The organism is Litchfieldella anticariensis FP35 = DSM 16096, from assembly GCF_000409775.1.
In the GTDB taxonomy this organism is placed as follows: domain Bacteria; phylum Pseudomonadota; class Gammaproteobacteria; order Pseudomonadales; family Halomonadaceae; genus Litchfieldella; species Litchfieldella anticariensis.
This window is the reverse complement of record NZ_KE332394.1, coordinates 133,815-156,384: the sequence shown is the minus strand read 5'-3', so window position 1 is coordinate 156,384 and position 22,570 is coordinate 133,815. Positions and strand designations below refer to the sequence as shown.

Sequence of the window (22,570 nt, the reverse complement as noted above, 5' to 3'; positions counted from 1 at the left end):
TCAAAAAAATGGTAGCGCTACCAAATTGACCATGCTAGGTTTCCTGAAACAACAACACGGGGGAGAGCACGCCAATGCAAGTAACCCGGGACCAACGGCATAAACCTCGGATTACCGCCAGCTATCGGATCGAAACACCTCTCGATATCGAGCAGGCCGCCGTGGCCATGGCCGGCGAGCAATCTTCAGGTACCTTCCTCAGGTTAGAGGGAGAAACTGATGAGTTGCGTGAACGACACGCCGCCCGGGTCGAATCCGTGGTCCGTCTCGAAACGGTCGCCACACCATCACTATCTGGAGCGCTCCCCGGCAAACACTATGCGTGTGCCGCTATTACGCTGTCCTGGCCACTGGAGAACATCGGCACCAGCCTGCCCAACCTGTTGGCTACGATACTGGGCAATCTCACTGAATTGCGCGAACTGTCCGGGATTCGATTGACGGATATCACGCTACCGAATGATTTCATCAATGCTTTCGCGGGGCCCCAATTTTCCATCAATGGCACACGACGGCTGACGGGTGTGGCCAATGGCCCGTTGATCGGCACCATCATCAAACCCAGCGTAGGGTTATCGCCCGAGGCCACGGCGGATCTGGTCAAGCAACTGGTGGAAGCCGGCATTGACTTCATCAAGGACGATGAGTTGATTGCCGATCCTCCCTACTCACCGCTGGCCAAGCGCGTGCCTGCCGTCATGCGGGTCATCGAGGAACACGCACAGCACACCGGGCGCAAGCCCATGTATGCCTTCAATATCACCGGCGATATCGATGAAATGCGTCAGCGCCACGACTTGGTCCGCGACCATGGCGGCACCTGCGTCATGGCCAGTGTCAACTGGATTGGTATGGCATCACTGGTGGGGTTGCGGCGTCACTCAGAACTGCCGATTCATGGCCATCGCAACGGCTGGGGAATGTTCTACCGTCACCCACAGATCGGCATGAGCTACCGAGCCTATCAGGTTCTGCTGCGTCTCGCCGGGGCGGACCATCTTCACGTCAATGGACTCGGCAGCAAGTTCGCCGAGTCCAATGGATCAGTGATCGATTCCGCGAGTGCCTGCCTGACCCCCTTGCAGGAAGGGTCAAGTCGGGACGACCGCGCCATGCCGGTGTTCTCCTCGGCCCAAACCATCCATCAGGCCCACGCCACCTTCGCCGCATTGCAGTCGACAGATCTCATCTATACCTGCGGCGGCGGCATCATGGGCCATCCCCATGGGGCCGCCGCCGGCTGCCGGAGTATTCACGCCGCCTGGCAGGCGGCGACCAGAGGCGTGGCCCTGGAAGACTATGCCAAAGAGGAACCCGACCTAGCTGTCGCGTTGCGGGCCTTTCGTCGCCCGTTTTCAGGATGAATCACTGACACGCCACCCAAGCTCAAACCACTTAGGGGAAGCAACATGAAGACAATAAAAGCAAGCGGAATCGTGCTCGCCGGCCTCGTCACTCTCGGTGCCTCGGTGAATGCCTCGGCCAAGGAGCTCGCGATCGCCATTCACGTCGAACCTTCACACGCCATGTTCAAGGTCGGCGAGAGGCTCAAGGAAAGCATCGAAGAACAATCCAATGGTGACTTCTCGGTGACGCTCTTGGGTACCGAAGTCGGTGGTGAACGCGACCACCTCGAAGGCGCCAGCTATGGCGAATATGCCATTGCACTGGGTGGCTCTATGCCCATGACCTTATACGCCCAACCGTTCGCCGCTGCCGACCTGCCCTTTGTCTACAGCTCCAGCGAACAGGCCCGGGAGGTCTACACCGGGGAGTCCGGTGACCTGCTCAACGAAGAGTTGATCGCCAACGGCAATATGCGCCTGGTCGGTCTCTCAGCCCGCAACCCTCGCAACCTGACGTCCAACTTCCCCGTTCAGACCCCGGCAGACATCCAGGAAGTCCGCATGCGGGTGCCCGAGATCGCACCCTGGATCCAGATCTGGGAAGAAATCGGTGCCCTACCCAGCCCCATCGCCTGGCCGGAGGTTTACACCTCACTCCAGACTGGGGTAATCGAGATGCAGGAAAATCCGGTCGACCTCATCCATGCCGGCAAGATCTACGAGGTACAGGACCACATCAATCGTACTGAACACGTCTATTCCTTCTTCCATTGGCTGATGAACGAGGACTTCTATCAAGGCCTGAACGAGGAAGAGCGCGACATCATTCTCGGGGCTATTGAAGAGGCCACCAGCTGGGGGGATGACATGGTCGCCAATGGTCAGGATGAACTCTATGCCAAGCTCCAGGAACAGGGCGTAACCATCGTCGAGCCCGACGTGGCCGCCTTCCGTAGTGCCGCGGAACCCGCCATCCGCGATATCGCGGAAAGCTATCACCCGTCGGTGCGTGATTACGTCCTATCACTCGTCGAGTGAAAGTGGGGGCGGTCCATCCTGCTAACGGCCACGGATCGCCCCAGTCTTTCCTTTACCGATCAACATCTTACCGGAGGCGCCCGTGAAAACCGCGGAATGCGTTACCCGTGCGGTCGATTTTTTCTGGAAGCTCCTAACCGGCATTGTCATGACAGCCTTCGCCCTGATGCTGATCATCATGGCTATCCAGGTCATCTCACGTTACGCCCTGGGTATTGCGGTGCCCTGGACAGACGAGGCATCGCGCTATCTCTTCCTGGCAGAGATCTTCCTCGGCTCCGTCCTGGCACTACGTTATCAGGAGCACATTCGTATCACCGTCGTCACCGATACTCTCAGCCCCTCACTTCGTAACATCGCCGCCAGTATCGCGGATGTGATTTGCATACTGGTGCTACTGATGCTGGTAGCCGGTGCCTGGAACATGATGGATCGCACGGCCGGTGTCATGGCAAGCACGTTCCGAATGAGTTTTTCGTATATCTACCTCATTCAGCTCATTTCCGCGTTGCTCATGATCACCCTGCTGCTTGGCGATCTCTACCAACGGATCGCCGGCGCCCAATACAACACCGCCACCGAAGAAGGCAGGAGTGAGTGACCATGGAAGTATTCGCCATCATGTTCGTCGGCCTGATTATCCTGCTGATGCTGGGAGTGCCGGTGGCATTCGCCATGATTGCCTCGTCGGCTCTGGTGCTGGGTTACACTCGAGGCTTCGATGCCATCCCCATGGAGATGATCTCCCAACGCACCCTCTACGGGGTCAATAGTTTCACCCTTCTGGCCATTCCTGCGTTCCTGCTCATCGGACGACTGATGAATGGCGCCGGGATTTCGGATCGCGTGTTCGATATCGCCCGCACCATGGTCGGCCATTTCAAGGGGGGCCTGGGACATGTCAACGTCGTTGCCAGCATGCTGTTTGCCGGCATGTCGGGCTCGGCGGTCGCTGATGCCGGTGGCCTTGGAGCCCTGGAGATCAAGGCCATGGAAGACGACGGCTACCCGACCGGCTTTAGCGCCGCGGTCACCGCCAGTTCCGCCACCATCGGCCCGATCATTCCTCCCAGTATTCCCGCGGTCATCTATGGGGCCCTTGCCAATGCCTCGATTGCGGCGCTCTTCCTTGCCTCCATCATACCCGGGCTAATCATGGGACTGGGGTTGATGGCAATGGTGGCTATCATCTCGCATCGCCGTGGCTTTCCCACCCGGGCCAAGGCACGCCTGAATGAATTCATGCTGGCCATGACGCGTGGCCTGCTGCCCATGCTCACGCCATTGATCATTATCGTAGGCATCCTGTCGGGGGTATTCACCCCGACCGAGGCCTCGGTCGTCGCACTGCTCTACTGCCTGATCATCTCGTTCATGGTCTATCGTTCGATCACTTTCCGAGAGTTTCTGGACATTCTCCGTGCCACCGCCATCGACACTGCCGCACTACTATTCATCATCGCCGGCAGTGCCCTGTATAGCTGGGTGCTGGCACGCTATCAAGTCACCTCACTGGTGGCCGACTTCCTGCTCGCGACCATCACCGACCCGCTGGCACTGCTGCTGATTCTCGCGCTATTTATCCTGCTGATCGGGCTGTTCATCGATTCGGTACCGGCACTGTTCCTGCTGACACCGCTACTGGTACCGGTGGTCGTGCAATATGGCATCGATCCCGTGCACTTCGGCGTGGTCATGATTTTCACCCTGATGATCGGGCTGATCACGCCTCCGGTCGGCACTGTGCTGTTCACCATACAGAAGATCACCGGCATGTCCTTCGCGGGGCTCGTGCGAGAGACGATCCCATTCTACATCCCGTTGTTCATCGTGCTGCTGATCATCACCTGCTTCCCGGCGATCGTGATGTTCCTGCCCAACCTGGTCCTCAACTAAGCGGTAAACAACCAAGGAGATACCATTCCATGTCCGTACTCATTACAGGGGGGCTCGGCCACGTCGGCTCCTGGGTGGCCTACCAACTGGCCAAGAATGGCAAGAAAGTCATCATCTGTGACATGGCCGTCAACCAGTTCGACCGGCTGGGACTCGATTACCTGGAAGAAGTCCGAGACCAGCTGGTACTGGAAAGCGTGGATGTCCTCGACTACCACACCATGTACGACATCATGCTTCGCCATCGCGATGAGCTGGAAGGTGTAATCCACGGCGTGTCGGTGATTGCTGGCCCCCACTTCCAGCAACGCCCTTTCAAGAACATTTCGATCAATGCCACCGGCACACTGAACGTGCTGGAAACCTGCCGCATCTTGGGCATCAACAAAGTCGTCAACATGAGCTCCGGTGCCGTATACGGCGATGCTGCAGGGCCACAGAGCGAATCGACACCCTACAAGGCGACCGACCTGTATGGCGCCACCAAGATTGCCGGTGAGCTATACGGCTTGCAATACAGCGATACCTACGGCATGGACGTAAGGAACGCACGGTTGTTCTTCGTCTACGGGCCCGGTAAGCGTCCCTCACACATGCACAAGGTCTATCAAGCATTGTTTGGACCACTGGAGGGACTCAACGATATCCAGGCAACCAACGGTTCCGAACAAGCACTGGACTGGACCCATGTGCACGATACCGCCACCGGGATTGTGAAATTGTTCGAGAAGGATCGGGTCAACCACCGCAATTTCAATATCTCCAGCGGGGTTACCGTCGATCACTTGCAGATCGTCGACTATGTTGCGGACATGATCGGCCAACGTGCCAATGTCCAGCTTGGTCCCGGTCCCTTTGTGGTCAGGGGAGCACCACTGGACATATCACTCGCCCAACAGGAACTCGACTTCCAGCCAAGATACACGGATATTCGCGAGGGCCTCCAGGACTACTGGCGGTGGTTGAAATCCAACGCCAGCTGATTGGAACTGCCCCCATTTCGTGAATGCCATCATGGCCTATTGGGGCACCGTGGTGGCATTCATTGCCGACCTCAGCATTGACGATAGGCATGCCGACCACCGTGGTGTCCTTGATGATCAGAATACTGCATGGGCACGGCTGCGCAGGCCATGAGTCAATGCGTGAGTCTGATAGCTAGCCGGCATCAAATGGCAATGTTGTCGGGATAGCTCGTAGCGTCCTGCCATACCTCATCTGTGCTGCTGCGGCATGGAAAAAACCAGTAGAATCTCCTTCCATATAAACCCCAAGCCTTTCAGGAGCCACTATCACACTGGTTGTACTCCCAGCGTTCACGTTCTTTCTCCCGTTCACTCTCTTTCGCATTCAAGATGCTGGCAGTCTCATTCTTGTGCCTCCTTCCAGCACTCTCGATTCCGGTCCCAGCGGTCATGATCAAGCCCGTAATAACGTTGACCACGTCGCCACACCCTGCCCCATCCGAGCGGTCTGATCGCCTCCTGGTTCTTCGGGTGACGCATCTCTTTAGTTAGATACACTTCATGCAGGCAGCAGTTGGCATAAACACCATCATGTCAACTGGCTGCTTCATGAGGGTGATATTGAGCCGGCAGAGCGCGGGTGACACTGATGCGAGTAGCCTGAAACCCATTCCATTAGAACGTCCCAGGATAGCTCCCCCCATCAAGCAGGATATTCTGCCCTGTCAGGTAGCCGGCATGGATGCTACACAAAAAAGCGCAGAACGCACCGAACTCATCGGCTGAACCAAAACGACGTGCCGGAATACCCTGAGCGCGTTCTTCGCGCACTTGTTCAAGGTCCTGGTTCGTGTTCTTCGCTGTGCTCTTCAGCGTGCTCTGCAGCCTTTCGGTGTCGAAGGCCCCTGGCAACAGATTGTTGATCGTCACATTGTTTCCCGCCAGTTGCGGCTGTCGCGCCAGGCCAGCAACAAAGCCGGTAAGCCCGCTACGAGCACCATTGGAAAGTCCCAAAATGTCGATCGGCGCTTTCACGGCCCCCGAGGTGATGTTCACGACACGCCCGAAGCCGTTGACCGCCATGCGATCCACCGTTGCCTTGATCAGCTCGATCGGCGTGATCATGTTGGCCTCCACTGCCGCATGCCAGTCATTGCGACTCCAGTCACGAAAATCTCCAGGAGGCGGTCCGCCGTTGTTGTTGATGAGGATATCGACCCTCGGGCAGGCTGACAGGACCGCCGTGCGGACCGCCTCGGAACCGATATCACCGGCCACCGCATGCACTTCGATGTCCGCATCGAGTTCCCGCAGCTCCTGAGCGGTGGCGTCCAGGGCTTCCTTGCTCCGCGCATTGATCACCAGGTTCACGCCTTCCATGGCCAACGCCCTGGCGCACCCCTTGCCCAATCCCTTGCTGGCGGCGCATACCACCGCCCAGCGTCCTGCGATTCCCAGCTCCATATTTCGTTCTCCTCTACCTGACGTCGGGTCCCATACCTGAATGAGTACCGTCACCCAGTTAGTGTTGGTCGAGCCGACCAGGTTGATTAATACACTGCCCGGCCACCGGACAGGTCGAAAGTTGCTCCCGTATGGAAGGTACAGGCATCCGACACCAACCAGGCCACCATTTCGGCCACTTCCTGGGGCAGGCCCAATCGTCCCTGAGGCGACTTGGCGATCATGGTCTCGACATGGGCCGGGCTCATCTGGTTGAGCAGATCGGTCTCGATGGCTGCCGGTGCCAGGGCGTTGACGCGCAACCCCGTTGCCGCATGCTCCTTGGCCAGGGATTTGGTCAGGGCGATGACACCTGCCTTGGCGGCGCTATAGGCCGATGCATTAGTTGTGCCCTCCTTGCCGGCCAGGGAGGCCATGTTCACCAACCAGCTACGGGACCGTTTCAATAACCTGGGCACGAAGCAGCGGCTAACCTCATACGTGCCTATCAGATTGATGTCGATGATCTTGCGCCAAATCACCGGATCGTATTCCACCAGCGGCACCGTCGGCCCCGCCATACCGGCGTTATGCACGACGATGTCCAGCCCACCGCTGGAGCGCATGATGGTGTCGGCAGCCTCTTCCAGGGAGTCTGGGCACGTCACATCCGCTCGGAGCTGGTAGGGAGCGCCTGGAGTGGGATCGAGGTCTAGGATCCACACGGTGGCCCCATCGTGCGCCAGACGCTCGGCAATGGCTTGCCCCATCCCACGACTGCCCCCCGTCACGACGGCCACCTTGCTGTTGAATTGGTAGCGTGGTCGGCGTGGTTCGTAGGGGTCGAGAGTGGATGATGTTAAGTTGCTCATGGGCAGTGTCTCGTTCTTTGCATTGGATCACTAGGCGTGCTTACCGGGCGGAGTAACCACCATCCACCGGCAGAATGGCGCCCGTGACGAAAGCAGCCCCGGGAGAGGCAAGAAACAGGGCCGGCCCTGTAATGTCGTCCGGTTTTCCCCAACGGCCCATTGGCGTCCGTCCCACGAGCTCGGCCGAACGCTCGGTATCCTGGGTCAATGTCGAGGTCAGGTCGGTGGCAATCCAGCCGGGCGCCAGGGCATTGACCCGGATACCATCTGTTGCCCAGGCAATGGCCAGTGAACGGGTCAGCTGGGCAATCCCCCCCTTGGACGCGGAATAGGCCGGGGCATGGCCACTGCCGAAGAAGGAAAGCATCGAGGCGGTGTTGATGACGCACCCGCCGGCCGCTTTCAGTGCCTGATGGGCGGCCTGGCAGCAACGCTGGGTACCATTGAGGTTGATGTCGATAACCCCGGCAAAGACTTCCGGGGTGAACTCTCTGCCCTCGCGCTGGATGACCCCAGCACAGTTGATCAGGACATCGATGTGTGAGAAAGCCTCGAAGAAGCGCGCGACGTCGCGCTCGTTGCGCACATCGAGTTGATGCCTGCCTGCCACACCTTGAACTTGCATGGCATCAGGTGCCTCGATGCCCGTCACATGCACTTCCGCGCCCTGCCCTGCGAACGCTTGGGCAATGGCACTGCCGATTCCGGTGCTGCCACCGATCACTACAACGGTTTTCATAACGCTCCTTGTGGATGGTTTGCTACGTGGAGACAGTGGATGATCGTGCCCGCCGCGCGGACCACAGGCTCGAACCGATGATGGCGAGCCACACCAGGATGGCCAGGCTTCCCAGTACCGCCGCGATGGGGCGATCGAACAACACCAGCAACTCGCCGTTGGACTTGATCATGGAGCGCATGAAGTTGCTTTCCACGACGGGGCCCAGGATTACCGCGAGGATCATCGGCCCGATGGGAAAATCGTTCTCCACCATGAAATAGGCGATTAGCCCCAGCCCCAGCATGAGCCAGATATCCAGCATGCTGTTGTTGGTCGCATAGGCACCGACGATGCAGAACAGCAGGATCAATGGATACAGCACGCTGGCCGGCACGGAGAGGATATGTCGTGCCCCGCGAACGGCCAGAAAGCCCAGCGGCAGCAGCAGAAGGTTGGCAATCAGGAACGCCAGGAAGATGGCATTGACGAGTGTCGCATCGGTCGTGAAGACGTCCGGCCCGGGGGTGACACCCTTCATCATCAATACCCCGATGATGATGGCAGTGATCGTGTCACCGGGAATCCCGAACACCAGGGCAGGCACATAGGCGCCCGAAAGTGCCGCGTTGTTGGCGGAACTCGCCGCCACCAAGCCCTCTGGGTGCCCTGTGCCGAACTTTTCAGGAGTGCGCGAGAGCTTGCGCGACAGGGCGTAACTGATCCACGACGCAATATCGGCTCCTGCCCCGGGCAAGGCACCAATCAAAGTTCCCAGCAGGCCACTGCGTGCCACTCCACCCTTGTACTGCCACATCAGGCGGCCTACGCCGTTGAAGGGCTTTGCTACGTGCGGAGCCGGGGGAAGCGATGTCCGGCCAATCTCGGGTAAGCGACGCAGCAACTCGGCCACGGCGAACAGTCCGATGAGGACCGGCAGGATCGAAATACCACTCATCAGCTCGGGTATCCCGAAGATGAAACGTATCTGCCCCGATACCGAGTCCATGCCCACCATGGCAATGAGCAAGCCCAGCACCATGGAGATGGCACCCTTGAGGGCATCCGCCCCAGACACCAGCACGGCACACGACAGCCCCAACAGGGCAAGCCAGAAGTACTCATCGCTAGTGAACTGTATCGCGAAGTCAGCGACCAGCGGGGCGAAAAAGGCGAGGATCCCCACCCCGATGATGCCCCCCACGACCGAGCAGGCCAGATTGACTCCCAGGGCCTGGCCGATCTTGCCCTGGCGCCCCATCAGGTAGGCTTCGTCGGTATAGGCGGCGGAGGCCGGCGTGCCCGGTATCCGCAGCAAGGCGCCTGGAATATCCCCCGCCACGATCGCCATCGCGGTAGCCGCGACGATGGCACTAATCGCCGGAAGCGGCTCCATGAAGAAAGTCACCGGGACCAATAGCGCCGTGGCCATAGTTGCGGTCAATCCCGGAATCGCCCCAATGAACAGGCCGAACAGGGAGGCACCGACGATGACCGCCAGCACATCCCAGGCGAAGACCATCGCCACTGCTTGCTGTAGTTCCGCCATCAATAAATCACCTCTTCGAGAATCCCCAGGGCCAGCGGGACATGCAGCAGCTGGGCGAACGCGAGCCAAACCAGCAGCGTGGCGGCGGCCGCCACACCGGTGGCCAGCCACCAGCGCCCGGCCGACAGCCAGCCGATGAGCAGTGTCAGCATCACAATGGAGACGATGGGGAATCCAAGAACCGGGGTAAGCCAGACGTAGCCCGCGACAGCCGCCACCACCGCCAATAGGCAAAGCCAGACACGCGAAAGCGCCACCTGGCCATGCCATGTGAACCAGGCACCACGTTGTTGCCAGCCCCGCACTGCCAACAGCAGGCCCAATACCACCAGCAGTGCACCGATCAGGGTGGGAAAGGTACCCGCGCCAAAGGCCTGGCGCGGGAGTGTGGGAAAGTCCCTGGAGGCCCAGACGGTCACGACGCCGAGAAGCGCCATGAGCAGTCCGAGCAGGAGATCATTGACTCGCATGACGGCTCCTGTCTTGCTGTTCGCGATCGAGGATTATTCCGCCAGTCCCAGTTTGTCGATGATCTCGGCATTGTTGGCATCCGCCTCGGCCATGAACTCGCCGAAGGCGTCCGGGCCTCGCCAAGCCGTCCCGAAACCGCGGTTGGCCATGAAAGTCTGGAAGTCCTCGGACTCATAAACCTTCTGGGTTGCCTCGGCGAGTCTCGCGACCACGTCATCGGGCAATCCTTCCGGGCCAACCAGGCCCCTCCAGGTACCGGCTGCCCAGGGATCCCCCGTCACCTCTTCCGACGTGGGAATATCGGGAAACGCCTCCAGGCGTTCGTCGGCAAAGACCGCCAGCGTATCCACGCGGCCAGAGCTACGCATGGATTCAGATTCGGGTAACGAGGAGAACACGAAATCCACGCCATCGGCGGCCAGTTCCTGCAGGCCGGGAGCGGCGCCTTCACTGGGCACCAGGGCCACGGTATTGGGATCGATGCCCTGCTGGTTGAGGAAGCCGGCAAAGGCTAGGTGATATGCCGCCCCGGGGGACGATCCCGATACGGTATAGTCATTGGGGTTCGCCTTGATGTCCTCCAGGGCTGCATCGAGCGACTCCCACCCTGAATCCGCGCTGACGTTGAAAGCGGCGGAATCGAGGTTGATCATGGCGATCGGGCTGAGGTCTTCATACGAGATAGGGGCCGTCCCGATGTGGCGATAGGTGGTGATTTCAGCGGTCACCAGCCCCAGGGTATAGCCATTCGGATCCGCCATGGTCATGGCCGTATGGCCGACGACTCCGGCACCACCCGTGCGATTGACCACGTTGACGGTTTGGCCCAACTCCTGCTCGAGTCCGCTGGCAAGCTGGCGTGCCACGGCATCGGTTCCACCACCGGCGGACCAGGGCACAATCAACTGGATGGGTTTCTCAGGAAAATCCGCCTGAGCGGCCCCCACGGAGAGGGCGGCAGTCAGCAGTCCGACGGACAGTGCGAGCGGCTTGTTAGGGAAAGTCATCAGGGGCTCCTTGTCACTTGTTCTGTTATTGCTTTTCTTTATGGGGATGCGGGAGTGCCGGACGGCACTCAACGAATGAACTGGTCGACATACTCCCGGCCAAGACCACAGGCCTCGTAATGCTTGCGGCACATGTCGATCTTGGTGAATACGTCTTCGAATCCCAGGTGGTTGCCCCAGGGGTCGACGTAATACATCACGCCGTTGACCTGGAAGAGCGTGATCATCTCCTCGACATCGTCATCCACCACCAGGGTATGGGTCTCACCAGGGGGCTCGTAGACATAGCTGCCTTGCGTCGCTACCCAGTCATGTTCCAGATAACGCCACCGGCCCTTGAGCACGACCCCGTGAACCGGATTCGGGTGACGATGGCGGCTCAGCACACCGGACTTGCGAACGCGCAGCAGGTTGACCCAATAGCCCTGGGAGATATTGAGACAGAGGGGACGGAAATCGACGTTTTCCGCCTGAGGAACCCAGATGCGCTCATCGTCAGGTATCGCATGTGGCACCACGATGTCCGCTGACGCCTCGGCCGGTTGTGGATACTGATACGGCATCCGTTGGTGTTCATCTTGAAGTGTTGGCATATTTTCCCGTCCACTATATGGACAATTGAATCACAATATGGACAATACGGTTATCAACCTAAGAGGCTTCAAGAGGTGCGTCAATTGATCGCTGCTCAAAACTTTTTAGACATTAGTAGTAGGAAGCCCATATGAACGACGCCGAATCGCGCAGTACACGACCGTCCGTGCAGGGTGCCGCCGCCCTCACCAAGGGGTTGACGCTCCTCCAATGCATTCCCGAACTGGGGCAGGAAGCCTCCGCCAGGAATATCCAGCAACGGCTGGGACTTCCCCGGCCTACGGTTTATCGCCTGCTCAATACGCTCGAACAGGAAGGGTTCATCGAGAAAAATCCACTCGGCGGCGAGTACGTGCTGGGTCGCGAGATCCTGCGTCTGGCACAACAGACCATGGCCAAGAGCAGTTTGCAGGAACGGGTTCGCAACACGCTCAAGGCGATCGGCAAGGCGACGGGAGAAACCGTGCACCTGGGTGTGCCTTTCGGCTGCCACATGACATTCGTCGACAAGGTGGAATCGCCCGAAGCGGTACGTATGGCCTCGTATATCGGCATGCCGGTGCCCATGCACTCCACCTCGGTGGGCAAGGCCTACCTGGCGGCTCTGGACGACTCGGCTCGGGAGCAATACCTGTCTCAACTCAAGCTGGAGGCAGTCACCCCCCAAACCTACACGTCGCTGGAGGCCCTGCGTGAGGAACTGAAACGTACCCAGGAAAGGGGCTACGCCATCGACGACGAGGAAAATGAACACGGGATCATCTGCTTCGGCCTGGCGGTGCATGCCGCTGACGGAACCGTTGCAGGTGCCATTAGCGTCAGCGTGCCGCGTTATCGTCTTCCGGATGAGGGCGAGGCACAAATCGTGGGAAGCATTCAGGAATTGTGCCGGGAAGCGGGACTAACGATGTGAAGTCAACTCTGGCGGAAGTAATCTCTTCCGATATCCCCATCAGGACACTGGTTGGGCTAACCAGAGGCACTCGATGCCAGTCCATCGTGTTACGATCTCTCGCGCCCTGGGCTCCGAAAAGCCGCAAGGATTCCTGCGCGCTGCCCTGCAAGTGCTGCATGCCGCCACGGACATCAACGGGAACTTCCAACATGCCCTGTTCTGGTTCCGCAATGAGCCAATCAGCGCCTTCGACTACAAGTCGGCCAAGCCGCTGGTCAGCGAAGAGCGAGCCAAGGACCTGGTGCGTTATTTCCAGGCGCTGAAGGCTGGGGCAGTTGGATGAAGAAGCCGAGCGGCACAAATCTCAAGCTGTATACCGACAACTATGTTCAGGACGTGGACCGTCGAAAGGCTGCCGTGGCCATACCCATAGCGATCAACGCACCACCTCCGACCCGTGTCAGGATCGGTAATACCGAAGGATAGGCGATCCGGCGACGCAATTTGTCTGCAAGCAGGGCATAGGCAAGTGCGTTAATGGCAGCGAAGCCGACAAAGGTTGCTATCAGCAGGACGAATTGCGGCGCCAGTGCTGCTTCGGGAGAGATGAATTGCGGCACAAATGCGATGAAGAAAACAACGGACTTCGGATTGAGGGCTGTCACGGCCGCAGAATGCACAAACACCCTTGCCGATGAGGCCTTGGGGGTTTCATCCAGACTCTCGAGAGAAGTGGACGGAGCGCTGCGGAACAGCTTGATGCCAAGATAGACAAGATAGGCTGCACCGATCCATTTCAGGACGGTGAACAATGTTGCCGATGCAAGAACGAGGGCACCGAGTCCGGCCAGTGAGGCACTCATTGCGAGAAGATCTCCTAGAGCGACGCCTGCGACCGTTGCCAAGGCGACCTGTCGTCCCTGGCTGATGGCGTAGCTCAATACCAGAAGCACAGTGGGGCCTGGGATCAGGAGCAGTGCAATAGAGGCGGAGGCAAAGGCGAGCCAGATGTGAAAATCCATTCCGACATCTCCAATTGGGCGTTCTGCTCAGAGCTAGCCACAGGATTTCATGAAGGTAAAGTTGATTCGACAGCCCTCTCCCGCTTCGGGCTCGAACCGGTCATTGGGCCTTCCAATAGTTAACGTCTCATGACGGAGTGCGTACTGTTCAGCAACGCAGCATCACCTTCTCATAGCCGCCAAAGGGTAGGGACTGCATAGCCGAAGAGGTCACGGCCATTGCCGAATTGAGATACGACGGGGACGGACATCGTATTCGCCACGCATTTGCGTTAACCATTGTGAGCTGAATCGCTAAGCAACGGATTGCACAGGAGATCAGGATGAAGACCATCACTCATGCCTACTGCATCGACCTTGATCGTATCGTCACCATTGATGAAGCGCGCTTCGAGTATCTCTCGTTGCCCTCCCCTCGCCCTCCGCGTTTTCGCTACCTCTGCGAATACCCTGCCTGCCAGGAAAAGCAGGTACGTGTCGCTGCGGTCAACGATGATAAGCCCATTGAAGAAAGCAATGTCTTCAAGGCACCACACTTCAGACGTTGGCAGCAGGAACCCCATGCTGCGGGTTGCCCCTGGATGGAAGATGAGGCCTCCCCGGTACAGGAAGAGGGAGAAAGCGATAACGATTTCCAGCGGCGCCTGGCCAGGGCAAAGTTGACGGATTTCATCGACAGGTTTGACCCTCCTGTCCCCGGATATGACGACCCGACCTCCTCGACCAATGGCGATCAGAACACGGTGGGAGCCCCACCCAAGCCACCCCACCAAGATCGGCCACAAGCGTCATCCCGACCGGGTAAACATCGAACCAGCGTTCTGGACCGGCTCGTCAACACCTACATCGAGTCGGGGAAACTACTCAGTTGGGAAGAACGACAACGCTTGGAACTTCAAGTGGGAGGGATTGGTACCATACGACTCGTAGACTACTTCCAATCCCTGAAACGATGCTCTCTACAAACCCGGGACAGGGTCATGTATGGCGGGGCCAACCTGGAGCGACGCTACGGCGAAGGCGCCCTCTTTCATTTTTTCGACACCATTGCTGTCGAGGGTCCTGATGGTGAGACGAAGCCTGTCAAGGTCAGGCTCTATATTTCGCCGAAGCAAGTAGTATCATGTCGCCATCGCCACTACATCAAAGAGATCCTGGAGAACGAGGAAACACCCTACTATCGGCTCTATGCCATCGGCTCTCTCCATTACGATCCCCGATACCGGACAGTTTCGCTGCAGGTGGAAGACTTGCGTCAGCTTTCCATCCTGAGAGCCCCTCCCAACTCCAGGAAGTCGACATCGACATAAGGAGACGCTGTTATTGCTCGGATCAGGTAATAAGCGTCGACACTGTCCACTACCTCGACCTGGGGCGCCTGATCCAGCGGGACAGGAAGACGCGTCCTTCCCGTCACCGCAATGGTGATGGCGAGATGACCTCTAGCACCCTCAAGGTCCAGGGACCAGTAGGGTAAGCCCAACCGATACAGCCATACGGCAGCGGTGATGGGCGTTCCCAGGCATGTCACCAAGGTCACTTGGGCATCGTCCAGCCAACGCCGACAGGCCTGGCTCATTGTCAGTACAGCTGAAGTCGGCACCTCGAAGAGCGGCGCAGGAAGATCAGTGCAGGCAAGTGGCACCGCCTGTTCGAGCTGCGTCTCCAATATCGACTCAATGCTGTCGCCTGCCGTCGAGACGGGTTGTCCCAATTGCAACTGGGGATGCAGGACGCGCTCCGCCACCGCAACATAAGGGACGCCATGATAATGCTGCTGTGCCCGTTCCAGAAGATCATATAGCGCCCCCAAATCGAAGCCGGGACGATCGCCATAGAGAGGGAGCAGCCCACGCAGGTGGGGAACCAGGCGAACATGTAAGATCCCCGTCTGGTCCACCACCCCGACTCCCGCATTGAGCACTTCTCTTGTTGCAGGATCCGGTATCAGGCGGATCGGCAGCCAGTGCTCTCGGGATGTGTCAGCAGTTGTCATGCGGATATCCCCCGCTTCTCGTCCAGCCGTCGCGCAATCTCGATCGCGGCATCGAGCTCGGAACAGCCAAGTTCGTCCATCACCTCCTTGCGTTCGGCCTTCTCCTCGCCCTCGGTGCCGGCCAGCGCCAGATAGAGGCTCGGCGGTACCACCCGGAACAGCGCCTCCAGGCGACCTGATAGCACCACCCCTTCGGTGTACTTCTTCGGCACCTTGGTGGCGGAGAGCATCAATTGACGCTGCGCCGGCGTGAGTTCCTTGAAGCGCGCGACCTGTTCCACTTCATCGGGTGGCATGGTCAAGCACACCCACCACTCGATCATGTTGAGCAGTTTCTCGGCGGCATCCGGGTAGTCTTCCAGATTCTGCGTCGCAAACCATAACCAGCGTTTCAACTTCCTCCCCATCTTGCCAACATTGACGAAGTAGGGACTTAGCAGAGGATTGACGGTGATGACATGGCTCTCATCCGTCGCCTGCACGATCGGTCGCCCGCTGTACTGCTCACGCTCGGCCAGGTTGGTGATCATGTTGGTGATACTGATGACGGCCAGGGCCAGCTGGGCCTCATACCCCTCACGAGCGTAATGCGCCAGGTCGATAACGGTGACGTCGCACTCCGGCCAGGGCTCCCCGGGGGTGTTGAATACCTCGCCATCGAAACCATCGACGAGCAGGCCCAGCGCTTCGCCCATCTCATAGGCTCTCGCTCGAGCTTGCTCCGGGGTATCAGGGTCGTTGGCAATATCCCGAAACGCCTGGCGCACGTCCTGGGTCAGGCATTGGCGCCGTTCAGTGTGTGTCTGCCGGGCAGCCCGATAGATGGCATCTCGCACCATACGCCGATCCGCCCGTCGGAAGGCCGCTTCTTCCTTGGCTTCCCCGCCGGTAATCATCAGCCGCGCGGTGATCTCCATCTCGCCGATCAGATCACGCTCGTCATCCGTCTGGGTGGTATCATCCGCCAACGACTCTACCGGGGCCGCTTCATAAGGGTTGATGTCCTCGGCGTCGCGCTGTTGCCTGGCGGCTTCCATTTTCGTGTCAAGCAGTCGGTGCGCTTCAGAGAATGGCGATAGTCTGGCGCCCGAACCGGGTGCCAGGCGGACCTTGTTGACGGTCAGCCCCTTGCGCTTGAAATAGTCACCCAGCAGGCCGAAGGAATTGCCTACCTCGAGCACGAATAGCCGTGGGCGATGCAAGGCCATGACCTGGCTCAGCATCGCGTTCAACGTGGCCGACTTGCCCGCCCCCGTCGGCCCGAACATCAGCATGTGCGCATTAGCCTCACGGTCGTGGAAATTCAAGGGATCGAACGAGAAGGTTTCTCCTCCCCGATTGAAGAATGAGATGCCCGGGCTCCCGGTTCCCCGGGCACGACCGAAGAAGGGGGCGAGATTGGCCAGGTGCTGCACGAAGTTGTACTGGGTATACCAGCGGTTCTTACGGTCCAGCTCGGGGTCGAAGGCCATCGGCAGCCAGCGCAGGTAGGTATTCAGCGCCGCCACCTCATCCTCGGGATCGACCGGCTTGAGATTGACGTTGGTCAACTGTGTCGTCAGGGCCAGGGACCGTTGCTGCAGTTCGCGTTCGTCCTTCCCCATCGCGAAGAATACCAGCGACGACTGGTACAGCTTGTGGTTGTGGCCCAGGAACTCCCGTGCCCGGTCGCAGTCGCGTCGCACGTTGGCCGCCAGGACACTGTCGCCATGGGCCTTGCCCTTCAGCGTATTGATATGGTCCTCGATCGGCTCCTGGGGGATGGCCACGATGGTCAGGCAGGCCTCAGTCCCTTCCGGCAGCAAGTCCATCAGCGCGTTGCGCACCGCGCCGTCGGCACGTGGCACTTCACCGGTGAGGTGCCCGATACTGGGCGGGTAACGCATCTCCTCCACGGGGATACAACAATGCGGTAGGCCGTCGAAGTACCACAGCCCCTTGTCGACATCGCCATGCGGCGAACTGGCCAACATGCCTTCGGCCAGGTCGTAGTTCCACATCCGCTCGTCGGGACCGTCGCCGGGATAGTCGAAGAGGTCATAGAATCGCTGGGGTTCATCGGGGGACAGCTTCGGCCGCGGATTGAACCGCGGCATCAGCCAGCGATGGAAGTCGCGTCCGTCATAGCGGCGCAGCCGTAGGCCAGCCCCCTTGAGCGAGGCGGACAGGCGTTCAACGACATGATTCACGGCATCCTCGGGACTCAGGTGACGATGCCGTTCGCCCAGCTTGCGCTTGCCACCGCCGAGCCGGCGGTACACCACCAGCCGCGTTCGCCGTGTCTGACCCCGCCATTGGGTGTGAGTCACCCTGTCGTCGTGGAACAGGCCGCCGGGGCTGGCGATCGCCTTGAGATGGCCCGCCATGGACGACAGCCAGTCCCGGGTGTATTCGGTGTCGAGGAGCCCCTCGCGGGCATAGTGACGCAGGCGCTCGAGGTCCTCGCGCGGATCGGTTTCATCCTTTACGTACAGCTGCACCACCCAGGGATGGTCATCTCGCTCTGGCAGGCTGTCCTGAAGAGCGGTTTCGACCTGGTCACGGACCGCCTCCAGTGACTCCGTCGACCGCCCTTCCGTGGGTACCGGGATCACCTCGGCCACCGCCCCCACGGATACGCCATCCTCGAGCAGGAAACACCGAGACTCGGGCAGATACTCGACCCACGGCAGACGACTGGCGAAGGACGGCGCTCGACGATAGGCGCGACGCATCTCGGCCTCGCTGATCGGCTTGCCACGCGGCAACGACAGCGGGCGCCCCGTCTCGTCAGTCAGCAGTGCCGCGGCGGCACCACGGGGTTCCACGCCCGCATTCGGAGCCGTGCCCGCTGAGTCGGTCGTGTTTATCTCGCCCTTGGGTGGAAACAGGCGACTCAGAAATGTATCCAGAGCCGACATCAGCGATACCCTCCTGGAGCTTCGCGCCCCCGTTCGTGCCTGGATCCCGGAAGTTGTGGCCTGGCTGTCTCGCCCGGCATGGCGTACTGCGGCCTGGTGTAGAGGGGGAAGACCGTCGAGTACCCCGGCACCGGTACCGGCTCGGCACCGGCCAGATGCGGGAAGACGTACATCACAAGATCGGGATTGGGCAGGCGTGTGAACTGCTGGTAGATCTCATTGACGGCCTCGCGCGTATAGCGGATGCGCTGATCGACGATGGCCCCATACGAGAGCGGACGTCTCAGGTCGCTACGTGCGTCGAGCAATCGTCGCTGGCGGTTACGATCTCCAGCGGCACCCATACCGCCGTTCTTCTGCCAGATCTCCATCATGGTGGCATCGCCCGTGGGGAGCAGCTCCTCCTGGGATGTGGCACAGCCGGCCAGTACGCCCAGCAGCAGCACCGTTCCCCACCTACGGCAGTTCATGAACCACCGTTGCGTGACGTTCATAGCGCACCCTCCTTCCCTTTGTCTCGTAATCGATTGGCAACGCCTTCTCGATATGGATGGCCACCGGCTGGCCTGGGGGAACATAGACGGCATCGAAGGTCTGCCCAAAGCGCTGCTGGACCCACTCACGAACGTCGGACACCCCCGAGGCCATGGCGGCACTGGCGGCATACTTGCCCGCATCCCCGGTAACGGAACTGGTGGTGCCCCCCAGGGCATTGGTGCTCTGGGTCGTCTCGCCCAGGGCCATGGCGTCGGCCGCCCCTTCGGCGGCACCGAGAATGAACGACGTCAACAGGAACTGCCGGGCATTGGTCTTGCGCTCCCCGGGTACACACGGCAGGCCATGGGGATCGGAGATCCAGCCAATCCTGGTGCTGTCACCGCGGTTGCCGGACGCCTCATTGACGTCTTCCGGGGTGGGCAAGGTGCGGATCGTGCCGTCCTCGAACACGAAGGTCAGTGACGTGATCTGCCCCCAGACACAGGACAGCGTCCAATCACCGGTGGCCGAACCGCTGACGACGGCACTCTGCACCTCGGGCAGCTCGACGCCGTTGGCCGTCAGGTTGTCCCGGCCGATGATGGCCTTGAATGGATAGGGATCATTGACGGTACCGTCGATCGGCACTCGTCCCAGCAGGGCGGTCATCGCCACCGACCCCATCAGGGTGGAATTCTCGGGAAGCGTATAGACCGGCTCGACGTTCGAGGCATCGGGTTCCCCGGTAACGCGGCTCTCCATCGCCGTGGACGTGCGATTGAGCGCCTCCCCTGCCGACTTCGCCGCGTCCCGGAACGATGTCGGGAAGGCGGTTTCGCCCTGGTGGCCCTCATTCGACTCACCTGGCGCATCCAGGGGGTCGACCCACTTCAAGCGTGCTCCGGGGCCGTCATAGTGGGTAGTGGTCGGACCACCGCCGCCCTCGAGTCCCAGTCCGATCGGCAGTTCCTGATGGTTGCCATTGCCATCGACCCGGCGTTGCAGCTGATCCAACTGCTGCTGCAGGGTGCCCAACAGGGAGTCTTCCTGCCGGGACTGCTGACGTAACTCGGCCTGTTGTCGTGCCCACTCCTCCTCGAGCGCTTCGTCGATCTCGCGCTGGACATTCCGGTTACGGGTCGCCAGCTGTTCGTTCTGTTCGCGCAGACGCTCGCTCTCGTCTTGCGCCCGCTGGAGGTCCGTACGCATGGCCTTCACCTGCCCCACCAGGGTGGCCACAGTGTCGCGCGGTGTATCCCCCTCGACACCCAACGCCTTGAGCTCCTCGTCGGTCAATGTCAGGGACGGATCTTTCGCCTGTGCACGACCCGCCGTTCCCTCGAGCGCCTCCTCGCTGCCCTCCGTGCAGTTGCGCAGCACGATCAACAGCACGGCAATGACCAATGCCGGGACCAGGAACTTGAGCAGGCTGTTGCTCTTGAGTGTCATGGCCGACCTCCCGGCTCCCCCTCGTTCGCTTCGAGCCCTGCCTCCGGTGATGTGGCAGGTAGTAATGCGTTCGCCAGATCTCCGCTTGTGACCAGGAACACGGTGGTGGTGTCCTCCACGCTGCCGCGCGGGCCGATCGACGGATGCATGAAGGTGGCACTATGGAAGTCGCCCTGCAGCCACCGCGGATCGAGTTCGAAGGCTCGTCGGGGATCTTGGCTCTCGAGTCTCACCGCAGTGACCGTCCAGCCCTCGAGTGTCCAGGCGCCCAGCGGGGTGGCCGTCACCGGCAACGACGGCAGCAGCGAGGGCAATGTCTCGGGAAGTCGCATGGGGGTGCGGTGGAGGCCGGGTACGCTCCCGATCAACCGCAAGGGAGAGTACAGCGACTGCGCCGCGTAGCGTGTCAGCACGACGGGGATCGGCGCTCGCAGGGCCGGCGCTGTCGTCTCACGCGCCTCGCGACGGCCGCCACTCGATGACTGCGTAGCGTCAGATGCTGTAGTCGCTGCCTGTCCGTCGCCTTGAGGCTCGACATCGACCACCCGGATCTCTTCATGGCTGGCTCCTTCTCTCGCTGACAGGTCCAGCAGCAGGATTTCGCCCGTCTCGACGTCCTGGAGCTGGACGCGTTGGGGATCGAACGCCTCAAAGGCCTTTAGATAGAGCACACCCCCGGCGCTCTGGACCCGGAGTACCTCGGGATCCGCGATGGTCGGCGGCAGCCCCACCCGCACATTGCGATCCAGCGTGACGATACGTTCGGCATCCACCGGGAGCGGAATAACGAGGGGCTTGCGATCCCAGTGGCGGATCTCCACCGCCCAGGTCTGCATACCCAGCAACAACGCGCCCACCAGCAACCCGGCAAGTCCTGACCAGCGGTACCATGATCGACACAGGGGCACTGTCATGCGTCCTCTCCTTCCTGGTCCGGCACGACCAGGCGCTGGGGGACCCCCTCGAAGCAGTCGATCTGCAGGCCCCAGGGGTTGCGTTCCGGGTCGACGTCGGCCCGCACCACACGCAGCGGATAGCGCACGAACACGTCACGCACCGGGGTGCCGGCGTATTGCTCGTCAATGGCCAGATCCAGGGTCACGACCCAGGCATCGCGGCTCAGGACTTCCACCGAGTCTGTCTGGTAGCCACGCCCCGGAATCTCGTAGATGCCACGCACTCGCCCGGACAGTTCCTGCCGGTTCTTGCGGTTTTCGTAGTCGTTCTCCAGGTAGATCTGGCACGACGGGGTAATGAAAGGGGAATAGGCATACAGGTTGCGCTTGTAGTCGACCTCCCCGTTCGCCGGCCAGCGATTGACCTGCTGCCAGATGTAGAAGCCGAACGCATAGACACTGGAGGGGTCGATCTCCCACCACTTCCGGGTGCTTCCCGAGCGCAAGTCCGGTGGGTTGTGGATGGTCAGATCCCTGGGCGCCTGCTGCCAGCCCCACCACAGGCCGGCACAGACCATGACCAGGATGGCAATGATGCCGCGCAGGGACGCGATATGCGCATCGCGTGCCGCCAGACCGTGACGAAATCGACTCATGGCCGGCCTCCACGACCCCGGGTGTCACGCCCGATGCGGAACACGGTCGAGCGGGTGATGAGAGTCTCGCCCTCCCCCAGTGGCAAGCCGGCACTCGCCAGCTTCCACTGGAGGCGGCGATAGAACCACGTGGTGGTTCTGCCCCGACGCAGGCGACGCATCACCGTGCCACCGAACCAGAGTGCGAGGCCGGCGGTCACGCTGGCCACGGTAGGCACCATGGCAATGGCCCCGAGTACCAGGGCACTCACGATGCCGGCCGGCACCCCAAGGGCAAATCCGCCGACCGCCATCAGGCCAACCTCTCGGCCGGTCATGCCGCGAAAGACCACTGGCACCTCGTTCAGACGCCGGGGAAGGAAGTCGATGCTCGCCATCAC

The 22,570-nt window shown here is 60.3% G+C and carries 23 protein-coding genes; 8 read left to right on the top strand and 15 right to left on the bottom strand.

What is annotated here, in order from left to right; translation table 11 throughout:
* Positions 1 to 74 precede the first annotated feature (74 nt).
* The 5 genes from L861_RS20650 (at position 75) to L861_RS20630 (ending at position 5,263) form a co-directional block, all read left to right on the top strand.
* Positions 75 to 1,364: a ribulose-bisphosphate carboxylase large subunit family protein gene (locus tag L861_RS20650; protein WP_016418604.1), complete on the top strand. Its 1,290-nt coding sequence runs from the start codon at positions 75 to 77 to the stop codon at positions 1,362 to 1,364.
* Positions 1,365 to 1,409: 45 nt separating this feature from the next.
* A complete protein-coding gene (locus tag L861_RS20645; protein ID WP_016418603.1) occupies positions 1,410 to 2,384 on the top strand; it encodes a TRAP transporter substrate-binding protein in 975 nt (324 codons plus the stop codon).
* Between the two features lie 82 nt (positions 2,385 to 2,466).
* Entirely contained in the window at positions 2,467 to 2,985 is a 519-nt protein-coding gene (locus tag L861_RS20640; protein WP_016418602.1) for a TRAP transporter small permease, read from the top strand.
* A 2-nt stretch (positions 2,986 to 2,987) separates the two neighbouring features.
* Positions 2,988 to 4,280: a TRAP transporter large permease gene (locus tag L861_RS20635; RefSeq protein WP_016418601.1), complete on the top strand. Its 1,293-nt coding sequence runs from the start codon at positions 2,988 to 2,990 to the stop codon at positions 4,278 to 4,280.
* A 29-nt stretch (positions 4,281 to 4,309) separates the two neighbouring features.
* Positions 4,310 to 5,263: an NAD-dependent epimerase/dehydratase family protein gene (locus L861_RS20630; protein ID WP_016418600.1), complete on the top strand. Its 954-nt coding sequence runs from the start codon at positions 4,310 to 4,312 to the stop codon at positions 5,261 to 5,263.
* A 657-nt stretch (positions 5,264 to 5,920) separates the two neighbouring features.
* On the opposite strand, the gene L861_RS20625 is transcribed toward L861_RS20630, so the two are convergent.
* The 7 genes from L861_RS20625 to L861_RS20595 form a co-directional block, all read right to left on the bottom strand.
* Positions 5,921 to 6,709 (bottom strand): SDR family oxidoreductase, encoded by a 789-nt coding sequence (locus L861_RS20625; RefSeq protein ID WP_016418598.1) that lies wholly within the window; start codon positions 6,707 to 6,709, stop codon positions 5,921 to 5,923.
* 86 nt (positions 6,710 to 6,795) lie between these two features.
* On the bottom strand, positions 6,796 to 7,560 hold the full coding sequence (locus L861_RS20620) for an SDR family NAD(P)-dependent oxidoreductase (protein WP_016418597.1): 765 nt from the start codon (positions 7,558 to 7,560) through the stop codon (positions 6,796 to 6,798).
* A gap of 40 nt (positions 7,561 to 7,600) precedes the next feature.
* Entirely contained in the window at positions 7,601 to 8,299 is a 699-nt protein-coding gene (locus tag L861_RS20615; RefSeq protein ID WP_016418596.1) for an SDR family NAD(P)-dependent oxidoreductase, read from the bottom strand.
* Positions 8,300 to 8,321: 22 nt separating this feature from the next.
* On the bottom strand, positions 8,322 to 9,827 hold the full coding sequence (locus L861_RS20610; protein ID WP_016418595.1) for a tripartite tricarboxylate transporter permease: 1,506 nt from the start codon (positions 9,825 to 9,827) through the stop codon (positions 8,322 to 8,324).
* Entirely contained in the window at positions 9,827 to 10,297 is a 471-nt protein-coding gene (locus L861_RS20605) for a tripartite tricarboxylate transporter TctB family protein (RefSeq protein ID WP_016418594.1), read from the bottom strand. The genes L861_RS20610 and L861_RS20605 overlap by 1 nt, the downstream gene beginning before the upstream one ends.
* Before the next feature lie 33 nt (positions 10,298 to 10,330).
* Positions 10,331 to 11,305 (bottom strand): Bug family tripartite tricarboxylate transporter substrate binding protein, encoded by a 975-nt coding sequence (locus tag L861_RS20600; RefSeq protein WP_016418593.1) that lies wholly within the window; start codon positions 11,303 to 11,305, stop codon positions 10,331 to 10,333.
* 68 nt (positions 11,306 to 11,373) lie between these two features.
* The gene (locus L861_RS20595; protein WP_027947976.1) at positions 11,374 to 11,898 is read right to left on the bottom strand and encodes a 2,4'-dihydroxyacetophenone dioxygenase family protein; all 525 of its coding nucleotides are present in this window, start codon (positions 11,896 to 11,898) and stop codon (positions 11,374 to 11,376) included.
* A 131-nt stretch (positions 11,899 to 12,029) separates the two neighbouring features.
* Here L861_RS20595 and L861_RS20590 point away from each other — a divergent pair, with 131 nt between their 5' ends.
* Both L861_RS20590 and L861_RS20585 read left to right on the top strand, forming a co-directional pair.
* The gene (locus tag L861_RS20590) at positions 12,030 to 12,812 is read left to right on the top strand and encodes an IclR family transcriptional regulator (RefSeq protein ID WP_016418591.1); all 783 of its coding nucleotides are present in this window, start codon (positions 12,030 to 12,032) and stop codon (positions 12,810 to 12,812) included.
* A 73-nt stretch (positions 12,813 to 12,885) separates the two neighbouring features.
* Positions 12,886 to 13,137 carry a hypothetical protein gene (locus L861_RS20585; RefSeq protein ID WP_016418590.1) on the top strand — a complete coding sequence of 84 codons (252 nt, stop codon included), beginning with the start codon at positions 12,886 to 12,888 and terminating at the stop codon, positions 13,135 to 13,137.
* A 46-nt stretch (positions 13,138 to 13,183) separates the two neighbouring features.
* On the opposite strand, the gene L861_RS20580 is transcribed toward L861_RS20585, so the two are convergent.
* Positions 13,184 to 13,816 carry a LysE family translocator gene (locus L861_RS20580; protein WP_016418589.1) on the bottom strand — a complete coding sequence of 211 codons (633 nt, stop codon included), beginning with the start codon at positions 13,814 to 13,816 and terminating at the stop codon, positions 13,184 to 13,186.
* A gap of 323 nt (positions 13,817 to 14,139) precedes the next feature.
* Here L861_RS20580 and L861_RS20575 point away from each other — a divergent pair, with 323 nt between their 5' ends.
* The gene (locus L861_RS20575) at positions 14,140 to 15,126 is read left to right on the top strand and encodes a hypothetical protein (RefSeq protein ID WP_016418588.1); all 987 of its coding nucleotides are present in this window, start codon (positions 14,140 to 14,142) and stop codon (positions 15,124 to 15,126) included.
* Here the strand turns inward: L861_RS20575 and L861_RS20570 are convergent.
* From L861_RS20570 to L861_RS20540, 7 genes are read right to left on the bottom strand one after another with little or no spacing between them, the layout of a single operon-like run.
* Positions 15,072 to 15,812: a hypothetical protein gene (locus L861_RS20570; RefSeq protein ID WP_016418587.1), complete on the bottom strand. Its 741-nt coding sequence runs from the start codon at positions 15,810 to 15,812 to the stop codon at positions 15,072 to 15,074. The two genes, L861_RS20575 and L861_RS20570, sit on opposite strands and share 55 nt — an antisense overlap.
* Complete coding sequence (locus tag L861_RS20565; protein WP_016418586.1) at positions 15,809 to 18,712, bottom strand: conjugative transfer ATPase; 2,904 nt, start codon at positions 18,710 to 18,712, stop codon at positions 15,809 to 15,811. The genes L861_RS20570 and L861_RS20565 overlap by 4 nt, the downstream gene beginning before the upstream one ends.
* Complete coding sequence (locus L861_RS20560; protein ID WP_051149385.1) at positions 18,712 to 19,206, bottom strand: TIGR03751 family conjugal transfer lipoprotein; 495 nt, start codon at positions 19,204 to 19,206, stop codon at positions 18,712 to 18,714. Before L861_RS20560 ends, L861_RS20565 begins: the two co-directional genes overlap by 1 nt.
* Positions 19,169 to 20,638 (bottom strand): TIGR03752 family integrating conjugative element protein, encoded by a 1,470-nt coding sequence (locus L861_RS20555; protein WP_016418584.1) that lies wholly within the window; start codon positions 20,636 to 20,638, stop codon positions 19,169 to 19,171. The genes L861_RS20560 and L861_RS20555 overlap by 38 nt, the downstream gene beginning before the upstream one ends.
* Positions 20,635 to 21,552 (bottom strand): TIGR03749 family integrating conjugative element protein, encoded by a 918-nt coding sequence (locus L861_RS20550; protein ID WP_016418583.1) that lies wholly within the window; start codon positions 21,550 to 21,552, stop codon positions 20,635 to 20,637. The genes L861_RS20555 and L861_RS20550 overlap by 4 nt, the downstream gene beginning before the upstream one ends.
* The gene (locus L861_RS20545) at positions 21,549 to 22,190 is read right to left on the bottom strand and encodes a PFL_4703 family integrating conjugative element protein (protein ID WP_016418582.1); all 642 of its coding nucleotides are present in this window, start codon (positions 22,188 to 22,190) and stop codon (positions 21,549 to 21,551) included. The genes L861_RS20550 and L861_RS20545 overlap by 4 nt, the downstream gene beginning before the upstream one ends.
* Positions 22,187 to 22,567 carry a TIGR03750 family conjugal transfer protein gene (locus tag L861_RS20540; protein ID WP_016418581.1) on the bottom strand — a complete coding sequence of 127 codons (381 nt, stop codon included), beginning with the start codon at positions 22,565 to 22,567 and terminating at the stop codon, positions 22,187 to 22,189. Before L861_RS20540 ends, L861_RS20545 begins: the two co-directional genes overlap by 4 nt.
* Positions 22,568 to 22,570 lie beyond the last annotated feature (3 nt).

Bases quoted from the DNA above. Each gene is read 5' to 3' on its own strand.
- L861_RS20650 (WP_016418604.1), top strand. From the start codon at position 75: ATGCAAGTAACCCGGGACCAACGGCATAAACCTCGGATTACCGCCAGC.
- L861_RS20645 (WP_016418603.1), top strand. From the start codon at position 1,410: ATGAAGACAATAAAAGCAAGCGGAATCGTGCTCGCCGGCCTCGTCACT.
- L861_RS20635 (WP_016418601.1), top strand. From the start codon at position 2,988: ATGGAAGTATTCGCCATCATGTTCGTCGGCCTGATTATCCTGCTGATG.
- L861_RS20630 (WP_016418600.1), top strand. From the start codon at position 4,310: ATGTCCGTACTCATTACAGGGGGGCTCGGCCACGTCGGCTCCTGGGTG.
- L861_RS20625 (WP_016418598.1), bottom strand. From the start codon at position 6,709: ATGGAGCTGGGAATCGCAGGACGCTGGGCGGTGGTATGCGCCGCCAGC.
- L861_RS20620 (WP_016418597.1), bottom strand. From the start codon at position 7,560: ATGAGCAACTTAACATCATCCACTCTCGACCCCTACGAACCACGCCGA.
- L861_RS20615 (WP_016418596.1), bottom strand. From the start codon at position 8,299: ATGAAAACCGTTGTAGTGATCGGTGGCAGCACCGGAATCGGCAGTGCC.
- L861_RS20610 (WP_016418595.1), bottom strand. From the start codon at position 9,827: ATGGCGGAACTACAGCAAGCAGTGGCGATGGTCTTCGCCTGGGATGTG.
- L861_RS20605 (WP_016418594.1), bottom strand. From the start codon at position 10,297: ATGCGAGTCAATGATCTCCTGCTCGGACTGCTCATGGCGCTTCTCGGC.
- L861_RS20600 (WP_016418593.1), bottom strand. From the start codon at position 11,305: ATGACTTTCCCTAACAAGCCGCTCGCACTGTCCGTCGGACTGCTGACT.
- L861_RS20595 (WP_027947976.1), bottom strand. From the start codon at position 11,898: ATGCCAACACTTCAAGATGAACACCAACGGATGCCGTATCAGTATCCA.
- L861_RS20590 (WP_016418591.1), top strand. From the start codon at position 12,030: ATGAACGACGCCGAATCGCGCAGTACACGACCGTCCGTGCAGGGTGCC.
- L861_RS20585 (WP_016418590.1), top strand. From the start codon at position 12,886: ATGCCAGTCCATCGTGTTACGATCTCTCGCGCCCTGGGCTCCGAAAAG.
- L861_RS20580 (WP_016418589.1), bottom strand. From the start codon at position 13,816: ATGGATTTTCACATCTGGCTCGCCTTTGCCTCCGCCTCTATTGCACTG.
- L861_RS20575 (WP_016418588.1), top strand. From the start codon at position 14,140: ATGAAGACCATCACTCATGCCTACTGCATCGACCTTGATCGTATCGTC.
- L861_RS20570 (WP_016418587.1), bottom strand. From the start codon at position 15,812: ATGACAACTGCTGACACATCCCGAGAGCACTGGCTGCCGATCCGCCTG.
- L861_RS20565 (WP_016418586.1), bottom strand. From the start codon at position 18,712: ATGTCGGCTCTGGATACATTTCTGAGTCGCCTGTTTCCACCCAAGGGC.
- L861_RS20560 (WP_051149385.1), bottom strand. From the start codon at position 19,206: ATGAACGTCACGCAACGGTGGTTCATGAACTGCCGTAGGTGGGGAACG.
- L861_RS20555 (WP_016418584.1), bottom strand. From the start codon at position 20,638: ATGACACTCAAGAGCAACAGCCTGCTCAAGTTCCTGGTCCCGGCATTG.
- L861_RS20550 (WP_016418583.1), bottom strand. From the start codon at position 21,552: ATGACAGTGCCCCTGTGTCGATCATGGTACCGCTGGTCAGGACTTGCC.
- L861_RS20545 (WP_016418582.1), bottom strand. From the start codon at position 22,190: ATGAGTCGATTTCGTCACGGTCTGGCGGCACGCGATGCGCATATCGCG.
- L861_RS20540 (WP_016418581.1), bottom strand. From the start codon at position 22,567: ATGGCGAGCATCGACTTCCTTCCCCGGCGTCTGAACGAGGTGCCAGTG.